This window comes from Luteolibacter sp. LG18 (assembly GCF_036322585.1).
Taxonomy (GTDB): Bacteria; Verrucomicrobiota; Verrucomicrobiia; order Verrucomicrobiales; family Akkermansiaceae; genus Luteolibacter.
The window spans coordinates 1,997,547-2,009,948 of sequence record NZ_AP024600.1; the positions used below are offsets into that span (position 1 = coordinate 1,997,547).

Consider the following 12,402-nt stretch of genomic DNA (forward strand, 5'->3'; position numbering starts at 1 on the left):
TCCCTCCGGCACCGGTTCTCATGAGCCGGTGCCTTTTTCGTGTACGACCATGCGATTTCACCGCTCCAGCCGCATGTGCCTGCCGTCGCTCTTGCTGGCGATGGCCTGGGGCGGGGTGGGGCGGGCGGCCACGGGGCCCCCTCCGGCGGTGCTGAAGCAGCTCGGTGCGGAGGATTTCAAGGAACGGCAAACGGCGCAGGACGCGCTGCTGGCGTGGGGGCGGAAGACGCCGAAAACGGCTCTGGAGTGGCTTTATCTCCGGTCCTTGGGTGAGGTCGATCCCGAGATCCGGCGGCGCTGCACCAGCGTGCTGCGGGAACTGGTGCTGGACGTCTACCGGCAGGAAGGGGAGGGCTATGTCGGCATCCTGATGCAGGCCGTGGCGGTGGTGGTCCCGGGCGATCCGGGCAAGCGCTTCGGGGTGCGGGTGACGTTCGTGATTCCCGGGGGGCCGGCGGCCAAGGCCGGAATCGCGGCGGGCGAGCTGATTGTCGGGGCCGGGGACCGGGTTTGGCGGGACATGGAGGCGGTGCCGGATTTCCAACGCTGGATCCGCGGCCACAAGCCGGGGACCAAGGTGACGCTGAAGGCGCTGCGTGGCAACCAGCTCGCAGACGTGGTGGTCGAGCTCGACCGCCGCCCGCCGGAGGTCGAGCGGATGCTGCCATTCGGGGATGTGCCGGACGTTGGCAAGCTGAAGCAGGAGGCGGAGGACACCTATTTCAAGGAGTGGCTGGAGAAGCGGAAAGCCCGCAAGTAAGCCGCCTTCCCGGTCTTTTAATAAATCGACATCACGCGGGGTTGTGGCAAGGTGGGGGGACTCCGCAAACACGTCCATCGTGCCCCCTTCCATGAGTATCATCCGCATCCGCCGGTCGGTGCTGGCCGTTCTGGCCGCCGCAGTGTCGAGCACCGCATGCGCCCAAAAGGCCGATTTCAACGAAGTGGGGCGCCAGATGGCGATCCTGTTGCAGAACAGCCACTACTCGCGGCTGCCGTTCAACGCCAAGCTCAGCGAGCAGTTCCTGGACGACTACCTGCGGGATCTCGATTATGGCCGCGTCTATTTCACGCAGCAGGATGTGGACCGCTTCAAGGCCGCTTACGGGGACAAGCTGCATTCGATGCTGCTCCAGAACGAGAGCATGAAGCCGGCCCAGGACATCTACCACACCTTCCAGGCGCGGGTGGAGGCCCGGGTGGCGGAGGCGAAGACGATGCTCTCCGGTCCGGATTTCGATTTCAGCAAGGATGAGACCGTCCAGCGCTCCCGCAAGGACGCTCCGTGGCCGAAGGATGAGGCCGAGGCGAAGGTGATCTGGCGCCAGCAGATCCGCGAGGCGGTGCTGGCCGAGACCCTGCGCCGCGACATGCTCGTGAAAATGGCCGCGGACCAGGGCAAGCCGGACCCGACCAAGGGCGACCGCGAGCCGAAGGACAAGATCAAGCTCCGCTACGACCGTTTCCTTCACAGCATCAAGGACGATGTGGATGACGAGGAGATCGCGAACTATTTCCTCAGCGCGGTGGCGCGGTCCTATGATCCGCACACGGACTACATGAGCTTCCGGGAGATGAACCGGTTCAAGGACGGCATGAAGAACGAGCTCGTCGGCATCGGGGCGCTGCTCCAGGCCGAGGAGGACGGTGCCACCAAGATCACCGGCATCGTGGTGAACGGCCCGGCCGACCGCGAGGCGAGCCTCAAGCTCAACGACCGTATCGTGGGGGTGGACAGCGCCAACGGCGGCGAGATGACGGACATCATGTTCATGAAGATCGACAAGGTGGTCGATCTGATCCGTGGCAAGGAGAACACCACGGTGCGCCTGAAGGTGGAGCCGGCTGGCGGTGCCCGCGGCGAGACGAAGATCGTCACCATCACCCGCGGCAAGGTGGAGCTGAAGGACGAGCAGGCCAGCGCCGAGATCATCGAAATGAAGCAGCCGGGAGGAACCCCGCGCCGCCTCGGTTGGATTACCCTGCCATCGTTTTACGCTGATTTCGACGAGGGCACCACGCGCTGCTCGGTGGACGTCGAGCGCATCCTCCAGCGCCTCAACGAGGAGAAGATCGACGGCCTCGTGTTCGACATCCGCAACGACGGCGGCGGCTCGCTCGACGAGGTGCGCCGCATGACCGGCTTCTTCATCAACCGCGGCCCGGTGGTGCAGGTGAAGAACACGCTCGGCCAGGTGCAGGTGAAGGACGCGGACAACCGCAAGCCGCTCTACGAGGGCCCGATGGTGGTGCTCATCGACAAGGCGAGCGCCTCCGCCAGCGAGATCCTCGCCGGCGCGCTCCAGGACTACAACCGCGCCGTGATCGTGGGGGATTCCTCCACCTTCGGAAAGGGCACCGTGCAGCAGCCGATGGACATCGGCAAGATGCTGCCGTTCTTCGCCGCCCGGGATCGCGCGGGTTTCCTCAAGGTGACGATCCAGAAGTTCTACCGCCCGTCCGGTTCCTCCACCCAGCTCGAAGGGGTGGCCTCGGACGTGGTGCTGCCGAGTCTCGCGGACGCGGTGGAGATCGGCGAGGCGTTCCTGGACCACGCGATGCCGCACGACCGCATCCGTCCGGCCGGGGAGTTCAACCAACTGCCGAAGGCGGATTTGTTCCTGCCGCGGCTCCAGGAGCTGAGCAAGGCGCGCGTGGCCGCGAGCAAGGACTTCGCCTACATCACGGAAGACGTCACGAAGGCGAAGACCCGCATGGCCGAGAACAAGGTCTCGCTGAACATCGCCACCCGGAAGAAGGAACTGGAGGAGGCGGATGCCACCCAGAAGACCCGCAATCTGGAGCGCAAGGACCGTTTCAAGAAGCAGCAGGGCGAGGACTCCGGCCGCTTCAAGTTCTACAAGCTTTCGCTCGAGGACATCGAGAAGGGCGCGGACATCCACGCCTACGACCCGTCCGTGGAGGACGAGGGCTTCATGCGCAAGGCGAAGGACAAGACCGAGGATCTCGATGACACCCCGCGTTGGCCCAGCGGCATGGACCCGGTGAAGCGCGAGGGCTTGATGGTGCTCAAGGACTTGATCGACATCACTGAGAACGCCCGCATGGCCGGGATGATCAAGAAACCGTCGGGAGACGCCCGCTGAGCTGATGTCGGAGGTGGCGGAGCAATTGGCGGCCGTGGAGGCCCGCATCGCGGCGGCGTGCCGTCGGGCGTGCCGGGAGCGGTCGGAGGTGGGGTTGATCGCGGTGTCGAAGACCTTTCCCGCCGAGGCGGTGGCGGAAGCTGCGGCGGCCGGGCAGACCCTTTTTGGCGAGAGCCGCTGGCAGGAGGCGGAGCCGAAGATCGGTGCGCTGCCGGACACGCTGCGCTGGCATTTCATCGGCGGTGTGCAGCGGAACAAGGTCCGGAAGATCCTGCCCTTGTTCGAGGCCGTCCACGCGATCGATTCACTGCGGCTCGCCGCCTACGCCGACCAAGTGGCGTCCGAGTTGGGGTTGAAGCCGAAGGTGTTCTTCCAGGTGAATCCGGCGGGTGAAGCATCGAAAGGCGGCTTCGAACCGGACACGCTGCGTCGCGAGCTGGAGGAGCTGCTCACGCTCCGGTCGCTGGAGGTCCAAGGGCTGATGGTGATTCCGCCGGACGATGATGAACCACGGCGCTGGTTCGCGGGAGTAAGGAAACTGCGCGATGAACTCGCTGCCGCGTCCGGCCATCCGCTCGCAGGTCTGAGCATGGGCATGAGCGGGGACTACGAGGAGGCGATCGAGGAAGGGGCCACGCTGGTGCGGGTGGGTTCGGCGATTTTCGGCCGGCGTGCCTATCGGGTGGACGGCGAGCTGGGATGATTCATGCTCTGCCGCGCATGGCCGCCACCTTTGCCCAAGCCACCGTCATCGGAACCGAACTCGCGATCTCCTTCTCGGATGGGGAGGAGCTCTACCTCGCGCTGCCGATGCTGCGCCGCGCCTGCCCGTGTGCGAATTGCCAGGGTGAGCCGGATGCCCTCGGACGGGTGGTGAAGCCGGTGGTCGAGCACGGTCCGCGCGCGTTCGAACTGGTGAAGATCGACACCGTGGGCGGCTACGCGCTCCAGCTTGGCTGGGCGGATGGCCATGCCACCGGGCTCTATAGCTTCGAGTATCTCCGCCGTCTGGCGTTGCTGGGTGAGTAACCGATTTCCATGATCCCCGCCACCGCCGACCTTTCCACGCTGCCGGTGCTGCCGACCAAGGAGGTCGCGGCGTTGGCCGCGGCGGGCTTGCGGACGCCGGGGCAGGTGCTGGAGTGGCTGCCGAAGCGGCATGAGGACCGGCGGCGTTTCGATGCCTTTCCGGTTCAGGCGTCCGGAGTGCCGGTGTGCCTGCGCGGCACCGTGGTGGATGCCTCGCTGCGTGGCTTCGGCGGGCGGCGGTTTTATGAAGCGGTGGTGATGGATGGCACCGGCGGCCTGTTCGGCTCGGGCAAGGTGACCTGCCGCTGGTTCAACATGCCGTTCATCCACAAGATGCTCGCCAGCGGTCATCCGGTGATCGTCTACGGCAAGGTGAAGGATTCGAACGGGCGGCTGGTGATCGATCACCCGGAATTCGAAATCCTGCGGGAGGACGAGGGGCCTTCGATCCACCTCGAGCGGATCGTGCCGATCTACCGGAACGTGTCTGGCATTCCGCAGCGCCGCCTGCGCGAGATCATCCATCTGATGCTGCACCAGGTGGATGCTGCCTCGCTGGCATGGTGCCACGATGTCGATCCGGCGATGCCGCGAGCGGAGGCGTTCCGGCAGGTGCATTTCCCGGACTCGCTGGAGGAAACCGCGGCCGCACGCCGGCGGTTCGCGCTGGAGGAGTTCTTCGCGCTCCAGCTCAACGTGCTGTGGCGTCGGGCGCGCCATGACGAGCATTCCGGCCGGGTGCAAGGCATCCGCACGACCCTGCTGAAGCGCTTTTACGAAAGCCTGCCCTTCGATCTCACCGGCGCGCAGAAGCGCTCGATCAAGGAGATCGTGGCTGACCTGCGGTCGCCGCGCGCGATGAACCGCCTGCTGCAAGGCGACGTGGGCGCGGGCAAAACATTCGTCGCCATGGCGGCGATGCTACTGGCGGTGGATTCCGGCGCGCAGGCCGCGTTGATGGCACCCACCCAGATTTTGGCAGAGCAGCATTTCCTCACCTTCCGGCGCTGGCTGGAGCCGCTGGGCGTGCGCATCACCCTGCTCACCGCCGCGAAGGAGGAATCGACGCACCTCGCGATCGAGGGCGAGCCGCAGATCGTGATCGGCACCCACGCGCTGCTGTATGACAAGGTGGCGTTCCACGACCTCGGGCTGGTGGTGATCGATGAGCAGCACAAGTTCGGCGTCGCCCAGCGCGGGCGCTTGGTCGGCCAGGGTTCGATCCCGGATGTGCTGGTGATGACCGCCACGCCGATCCCTCGCACACTCACCCTCACCATCTACGGCGACCTCGATGTCTCGCTGCTGGACGAGAAGCCGCCGGGTCGCGGTAAGATCGTCACCGCCCTGCGTGCCGGGGCGAAGCAGACGGACGTGACGAAATTCGTCAAAAGCCAGCTCGATGAGGGACGGCAGGCCTACCTCGTCTATCCGCTGGTGGAGGAAAGCGAGACCTTGAAGGCGGAGTCCGCCACCGAGGCCTTCGAGAAATGGCGGAAGCGCCTGCCCGGCCGCGAGATCGGCCTGCTGCACGGCAAGTTGCCGCCGGAGGAAAAGGAGACCGTCATGCGGCGGTTCCGGGATGGCGAACTCGCCGTGCTGGTGGCCACCACCGTGATCGAGGTCGGCGTCGACGTGCCGAACGCCAGCGTGATGATCCTCCACCATGCCGAGCGTTTCGGGCTGGCGCAGCTTCATCAGCTCCGCGGGCGCATCGGACGCGGCGGGCACAAGGGCTACTGCGTGTTGCTCACCGATGGGAAAAGCCCGGAGGCGATGGAGAAATTGAAGGTGCTGGAAAGCACCGCGGATGGATTCGAGATCGCGGAGGCGGACCTGCGGCTGCGCGGGCCTGGCGATGTGCTGGGCACCGCGCAGAGCGGCATGGCGGATTTGAAGTTCGTCGATTTCCTTTCGGATATCCCCTTGATCCGGGAGGCCAGGGCGCTGGCGGAGCGGGTGATTGACGTGGATCCGCGGTTGGAAGGTGCGTTTGTCAAGCTGGCCGTCCTGATCGCCTGAGGCGTATGGCTTATCCCCCCACCGCTCGTGGATAAGTCAAAAGTCTCATTTTAGAGGCTTGGTTTTGTGAGGGTTGGGATAGGTGATGGACGATGCTGTGATGCCGTTTTGAGGAACTATCCCCAAAGGGTATCGCGGCATTTCCCATGCTTGGCCCTGCGGCCCTGTGGTGGCCGGGCTATCCCTTACCCTGAAGAAAACATGAAACCGAAGTTCCTTCGTTTGGCGAAAACCGCGCTCCCTGCGCTCATCGTATTTGGATCCGCTCAGATCCTCCATGGTGCCATCATCGTCCCTGACACCCCGGGCAACGTGTTCGTGCCGGGCAACTACAACGGCGGTTTGGCCGCGGCGGACTCGATCGCCGCGAGCGGAGGCACCACTCCGCCTTACACGGTGACGGTCGCCAACGGCGCGATCCTGACAGGCAATGCCGGTGGCGACGTGGTCGTCGTGACTTCCGCCAATTACACCATCAACAATGCCGGCCAGCTCACGGGTTCCGGTGGCCGGGGCATCGGCGCGGCCGGTTTCGGGATCGATGTGATCAACACGGGCACGATCAGCGGTGGTGCGGGTAACTCGGCCGTGTCCGCCGGATCCATTGGCACGCTCACGAACAGCTCCCTGATCCGCGGTGACAACACCGGCATCTTCGTCACCGGCAATGCCACGACGATCACCAATAACCTCGGCGGAATCATCCAAGGCGACTTCAATGCCGATGGCTTTGGCAATGGCATCCGCGTCGGTGGAGCCCTGAACTCGCTGACGAACCGCGGCACGATCTCCGGCGTCAGCGGGGTGGTGGTGGTTGGAAATGCCCTCATCGACAACTACTCCTCGATCACCGGCAATGCGGGTTTCGGCGGCGACGGTGTCAACGTGGGCGGGGATGCGCTTCTGACGAACTATCTCGGCGCCACGATCACCGGTGCGGCGAATGGCGTCGTGGTGGGTGCCAACTCGGACGTGCTCACCTATGGCTCGATCACCGGCAACGGCGGCAGCGGCGTGGTCGCCGGAAACGGTTCGACCGTCAATACCCTCACCACCTACGATGTGCTCACCTCGCTTCCCATCGCCGGCGGATCGATCACCGGCAGTGTCCACGGCGTCAGCGGAGGCAACGGTTTGATAGTCACCAACACCTCGCTCGGCACGATCACCGGCAACGGTGGCAACGGTATCCTCGCCTTGGATTCCGCGAACATCATCAACGATAGCACGGCCTCGATCACCGGCAGCGTCGGCGGCATCAACGCCCAGAATTCGCTGATCTTGAACAACAGCGGCTCGGTCACCGGCAACGGCGGCGACGGGGTCCACGCCCAGGACAGCGGTTCGGTGACGAACAACCTCGGGGCCACGATCAGCGGCACGGTCGCCGGCGTCTGGCTCGATGATTCCGCCACCGTCGTCAACAACGGCACCATCACCGGCGGCACCGGCGACGGCGTGCGCGTCAGCGACAACTCCACGGTGACGAACACCGGCTCGATCAGCGGCACCACGGGTATCCAGGCCTTCGCGGGCGGGGGCACGTTCTCGCTGACAAACTCCTCCACCATCACCGGCACCGGGGGCACCGCCATTGATGGCGCGATCAGCGGCATCGACACGCTGAACCTGAACTCCGGTTCCACGGTCACCGGCGCGATCATCACCCGCGGCGGTGCGGATATCATCAACCTGACCTCCGGGGCCTCCAGCTCGCTCGTCAACGGCGCGATCAACATGGGCCTCGGCAACGACACGCTCAACCTGATCAACGGCCAGACGGCGATCGGCGGCGCGACGATCCGGGTGACCGGCCTGGTTTCCTTCACCGAGACCATCAACAAGTCGAATGCCGGCGTCGCCTTCCTCAACGGTGGAGCCAACGTCAACACCGTGAACATCACCGGCGGCGGGCTCTACATCAACGGCCCGGTCGATGGCAACACCACCTCCCAAGCCACCATCAACGCCGGCGGTTCCGCCCTCGGCGGCACCGGCACCTGGGACGCGAACATCGCCCTCACCGCCGGCGGCTTCAGCGCGGGCAGCGTGCCGATCACGCTCGATGCCGTGCCGACCAACGCGATCGGCCAGCTCAATCTGACCGGCAACGTGACCCACAGCCCGGGATCGTTCATCCGCTGGGACGTGGCCCCGCAGACCGCCGTGAACAACGGTGTCAACAGCGACCTCATCGTCCAGACCGGTGCGAACACCTACAACGTGAACGGCGCGAACATCCGCATCGCCGCCACCAACATCAACCAGGCGATCGGCAACGGCACCTACACGGTGGTCGACAGCGCCTCCGGCATCGTGAACTTCGGCACGATGGGAGCGCTCGGCGTGCAGTTCAACGGCAACATCGTGGACAGCGGCCCGTTCTTCGCCAGTGAGAGCGGCGCGAACGCCACCACCACCGTGCTCACGAATTTCTTCACCACCGCCGCGCTGGCGGATGGCGGGACGAACATCGTGCTCACCGTGCAGCACAACTTCGCCGGCCTGCCGGGCATCACTCCGAACCAGGCCTCGCTCGGCGCGGCCCTGGACGCCTCGGTGAATACCCCGAACCCGCTGGTGCAGGACTTCATCGCGGCGCTCGATTACTCGAACCTCGCCACGGTGCAGGCCAGCCTCGCCGCGATCGATCCGTCCACCTACCTGGCCCTCACCGCCTCCGTGGTGAACAGCGATTACACGCTGCACCGCCAGATCGGCGACCGCCTCGCGGGCCTGCGGGACAGCGATGAAGGCGGCGGCCTCTATCGCACCCAGGTCAGCGCGAAGGGTGGCATGGCTCCCTCGGCTCCGGCGTCGGTTTCCTCCAGCGGTCCGTTCAATGTCTGGGGCGGCCTGTCCTATGACTGGCAGGACTACAGCGGCCCGACCTCGCTCTCGGATTACGATGGCAACGTCTCCGCGTTCACCGTGGGCATCGACTACCGCGTTTCGCCGAACTTCGTGATCGGCGCGCTGCTCAATGGCTCGAAGAGCGATCTCGATTACACCGGCGGCAGCTCGGATATCGACAGCCTGCGCGGCGCGATTTACGCCACGCTCGGCGGCTCCACCGGCTGGTACTCGGACGCGCTCGTCGGCTACGGCAATCACAGCATCGATGCCTCGCGCTCGCTCGGCGGCGTGCTGGTGGGAGCCAGCGGCGCCAACTTCGATGCCAACAGCGTGCAGGCGCTGTGGACCGTCGGCTACACCTTCGATGCTGGTTCCTTCAAACACGGTCCATTCGCGGGCGTGGAGTACCAGAACATCGATGCGGACGGCTTCACCGCCGGTGGCCCGTTCCCGATCGGCATCAGCAGCTACAGCGTGGACTCGCTGCGCGGGCTGATCGGCTACCGGATCAAGGGTGCCTGCGGGCGCTTCAGTCCCTACGCCTCGGCAGCCTATGCCCATGAGTTCGAGGACGGCGGGAACACCGCGCTGGCCACCCTGCCGAACGGTGCTCCGTTCTCGGTGGTGGGTCCGGAGCTGAATTCGGCGATCTTGCTGACGGCGGGCACGGGCATCAGCCTGACTCCGGCGCTGATCCTGGACATCGGCTACCGCGGGGAGATCTCCACGGAGAGCGAGGGCCTGGATAGCCACGGCGGTTCGATCGGTCTGAACTACAATTTCTGATCCAACTTCTTGGATTCGTGACACCGGCCGCCGTCCCGCGAGGGGCGGCGGCCTTTTTTTCAGTGCCGCCCGGGGGTTGACGCGGGGGCTGGCGTCGATACAGGTAGCGCCATGAATTCCGACAACGACAAGGCCGCAGCCGAAACGGAGGTCCTCGAAGACGCCCCCGCCGCGACCCCGGACGTCGCTGCCGAAGCGGCGGAGCTGGATCCCTGGGAGCAGCTCGAGGCGGAAGCCGCGAAGTGGAAGGAAGTGGCGGTCCGCACCGCCGCCGACCTGGAGAACTACCGCAAGCGCGCCGCCCGCGAGCGCGAGGACGCCCTCCGCTACGCCAACCAGCGCCTGCTGGAGGAGCTGCTGCCGGTGATCGACAACTTTGAAATGGGCATGATGGCCGCCTCCAAGGACCAAGGCTCGATGATCTACATCGGCATGGACATGGTGCGCCGCCAGCTCTCCGACTTCCTCGCCTCGCAGGGCGTGGAGGAAATTCCGGCGGAAGGGAAGGACTTCGATCCGAACCTCCACGACGCTGTCACCGAGGAGGAAAGCGCGGAGGTGCCGGAAGGCCGGGTGCTGCGTGTGACACGCCGCGGGTTCCGCCTGCGCGACCGCCTGCTGCGCCCCGCCAGCGTCGTCGTTTCGAAAGCCCCTAGCGCCTGAGGAGCCCCAGCCATGTCCACCATGTCCGATAAACGTGACTATTACGAGATCCTGGGAGTGGCCCGGGATGCCTCGCAGGAGGAGATCAAGAAGGCCTACCGCAAACTGGCGGTGAAATTCCACCCGGATAAAAACCCGGGGGACAAGGAGGCCGAAGACAAGTTCAAGGAGCTCGGCGAGGCCTACGAGGCCCTGAGCGATGTCGACAAGCGCGCCGCGTACGACCGCTACGGCCATGCCGCCTTCGGCGGTGGAGGTGGTTTTGGTGGCGGCGGCTTCGGCGGCGGTGGTGGTTTCCACGATCCGATGGACCTGTTCTCGCAGGTCTTTGGCTCCGCCTTCGGTGGCGGCTTCGAGGAGTTCTTCGGGGGTGGCGGTGGCCGCCGCCAGAAGGGCAGCAAGCAGCGCGGCAGCGACCTGCGCTACGATCTGGAAATCTCCCTTGAAGAGGCCGCCCGCGGCGTCGAGAAGGAGCTGGAGATCGAGCGTTTCAACGGCTGCGACACCTGCCACTCCACCGGTTCGAAGGGCAGCGGCGGCACCCGCCCGTGCACGACTTGCGGTGGCCGCGGCGTGGTGGCCCGCCAGGCCGGCATTTTCATCCAGCAATCGACCTGCCCGGAATGCCGTGGCGCGGGCGAGGTGGTGTCCGATCCCTGCGGTTCCTGCAAGGGCGAGGGCCGTGTCCAGCGGGACAGCCGGATCAAGATCCGCATCCCGGCCGGCGTCGACACCGGCACCCGCTTGCGTTCCTCCGGCAACGGTGACGCGGGCGTCCGCGGCGGCGCGGGGGGCGACCTCTACGTCTTCCTCCATGTGAAGGATCACGACGTTTTCGAACGCGATGGCTCCGACCTGTTCTGCGAGGTGCCGCTGCCGTTCAGCACGGCGGCGCTCGGCGGCGAGCTGAGAATTCCGACGCTCGATGGCCAGTCCTCGATCAAGATCCCCGCGGGCACGCAGGGAGGCACGGTGTTCCGGCTCCGCGACAAGGGGATGCCGGCGCTTTCCGGAGGCCGCCGTGGCGATCTCCACGTGAAGGCCCAGGTGGAGGTGCCGACGAGACTGAGCAGCGAGCAGCAGGACAAGCTGCGCGCATTCTCGGAGTCCATCGGCGAGCAGAATTCCCCGATGCAGGAGTCCTTCTTCCAGAAGGCCCGGCGTTTCTTTGATCTCTGATCCCGCCCCGGCCATGGCGCGCTTCTATCTTTCCCCGGACTCGTGGAACGAGGAGGCGTGGCTGGCCGGAGACGAGGCGAAGCATCTCTCGCAGGTGCTTCGCATCCGCGCCGGTGACACGGTGACGGTGTTCGATGGCCGTGGCCGCCGCGCCGAGGCCGTGGTCCGTGAGGTGGCCCGGGACCGGGTGGGCCTCGCGCTGGGTGAAACCCGGACCCTGCCGCGGATGCAGCCCGCCATGGTGCTGGCGATCGCCATTCCGAAGGGCAAGACGATGGACCTCGTCGTCCAAAAGGCCGTTGAGCTCGGTGTGGCCGCGATCCAGCCGCTGGTGACCCGGCGCACGATCGTCCAGCCAGGCGATGGCAAGGCGGACAAGTGGCGGCGGGTGGCGCTGGAAGCCTGCAAGCAGTGCGGCACCGACTTCCTGCCGGAGGTCGCCGAACCGTTGGATTTCATGAAGTGGCTGGCGGCTCCGCCGGAGGGGCTGCGCCTGATCGCCTCGTTGGCTCCGGGCGCTCGCGAGATGCGTCATGTGGTCCGTGGCGCGGGCGAGGTGCCGGTGGTGACCACGTTGGTGGGGCCGGAGGGGGATTTCACTCCGGAGGAAACCGCCGCCGCGCTGGGGGTCGATTTCAAGCCGGTCACGCTCGGGCCGACGGTGCTGAGGACGGAGACGGCGGCGCTTTTTGCACTATCTGCCCTCCGTTACGAGTTTGCCTGAAGGCCTAACTGCTATTGATTAGGCGGCTGCGACCTT

The 12,402-nt window shown here is 65.7% G+C and carries 9 protein-coding genes; all 9 read left to right on the forward strand.

Annotated features, from left to right (window positions below; all coding sequences use genetic code 11):
• The first annotated feature begins 49 nt into the window (after window positions 1–49).
• A complete protein-coding gene (locus tag llg_RS08355; RefSeq protein ID WP_338289300.1) occupies window positions 50–760 on the forward strand; it encodes a PDZ domain-containing protein in 711 nt (236 codons plus the stop codon).
• A 91-nt stretch (window positions 761–851) separates the two neighbouring features.
• On the forward strand, window positions 852–3,107 hold the full coding sequence (locus llg_RS08360; protein ID WP_338289301.1) for a carboxy terminal-processing peptidase: 2,256 nt from the start codon (window positions 852–854) through the stop codon (window positions 3,105–3,107).
• Between the two features lie 4 nt (window positions 3,108–3,111).
• A complete protein-coding gene (locus llg_RS08365) occupies window positions 3,112–3,810 on the forward strand; it encodes a YggS family pyridoxal phosphate-dependent enzyme (protein ID WP_338289302.1) in 699 nt (232 codons plus the stop codon).
• 17 nt (window positions 3,811–3,827) lie between these two features.
• Window positions 3,828–4,136, forward strand: a complete 309-nt coding sequence (locus llg_RS08370; protein ID WP_338289303.1) for a DUF971 domain-containing protein — start codon at window positions 3,828–3,830, stop codon at window positions 4,134–4,136.
• Between the two features lie 9 nt (window positions 4,137–4,145).
• Window positions 4,146–6,158 carry an ATP-dependent DNA helicase RecG gene (recG, locus tag llg_RS08375; RefSeq protein WP_338289304.1) on the forward strand — a complete coding sequence of 671 codons (2,013 nt, stop codon included), beginning with the start codon at window positions 4,146–4,148 and terminating at the stop codon, window positions 6,156–6,158.
• Window positions 6,159–6,359: 201 nt separating this feature from the next.
• Entirely contained in the window at window positions 6,360–9,800 is a 3,441-nt protein-coding gene (locus llg_RS08380) for an autotransporter domain-containing protein (RefSeq protein WP_338289305.1), read from the forward strand.
• A 111-nt stretch (window positions 9,801–9,911) separates the two neighbouring features.
• The gene (grpE, locus tag llg_RS08385; RefSeq protein ID WP_338289306.1) at window positions 9,912–10,463 is read left to right on the forward strand and encodes a nucleotide exchange factor GrpE; all 552 of its coding nucleotides are present in this window, start codon (window positions 9,912–9,914) and stop codon (window positions 10,461–10,463) included.
• A 21-nt stretch (window positions 10,464–10,484) separates the two neighbouring features.
• A complete protein-coding gene (gene dnaJ, locus llg_RS08390) occupies window positions 10,485–11,642 on the forward strand; it encodes a molecular chaperone DnaJ (RefSeq protein WP_338289307.1) in 1,158 nt (385 codons plus the stop codon).
• A 13-nt stretch (window positions 11,643–11,655) separates the two neighbouring features.
• Complete coding sequence (locus llg_RS08395) at window positions 11,656–12,366, forward strand: RsmE family RNA methyltransferase (RefSeq protein ID WP_338289308.1); 711 nt, start codon at window positions 11,656–11,658, stop codon at window positions 12,364–12,366.
• The last annotated feature ends 36 nt before the right edge of the window (window positions 12,367–12,402 follow it).

Bases quoted from the DNA above. Each gene is read 5' to 3' on its own strand.
- llg_RS08355 (WP_338289300.1), top strand. From the start codon at position 50: ATGCGATTTCACCGCTCCAGCCGCATGTGCCTGCCGTCGCTCTTGCTG.
- dnaJ (WP_338289307.1), top strand. From the start codon at position 10,485: ATGTCCGATAAACGTGACTATTACGAGATCCTGGGAGTGGCCCGGGAT.
- grpE (WP_338289306.1), top strand. From the start codon at position 9,912: ATGAATTCCGACAACGACAAGGCCGCAGCCGAAACGGAGGTCCTCGAA.
- llg_RS08365 (WP_338289302.1), top strand. From the start codon at position 3,112: ATGTCGGAGGTGGCGGAGCAATTGGCGGCCGTGGAGGCCCGCATCGCG.
- recG (WP_338289304.1), top strand. From the start codon at position 4,146: ATGATCCCCGCCACCGCCGACCTTTCCACGCTGCCGGTGCTGCCGACC.
- llg_RS08380 (WP_338289305.1), top strand. From the start codon at position 6,360: ATGAAACCGAAGTTCCTTCGTTTGGCGAAAACCGCGCTCCCTGCGCTC.
- llg_RS08395 (WP_338289308.1), top strand. From the start codon at position 11,656: ATGGCGCGCTTCTATCTTTCCCCGGACTCGTGGAACGAGGAGGCGTGG.
- llg_RS08360 (WP_338289301.1), top strand. From the start codon at position 852: ATGAGTATCATCCGCATCCGCCGGTCGGTGCTGGCCGTTCTGGCCGCC.
- llg_RS08370 (WP_338289303.1), top strand. From the start codon at position 3,828: ATGGCCGCCACCTTTGCCCAAGCCACCGTCATCGGAACCGAACTCGCG.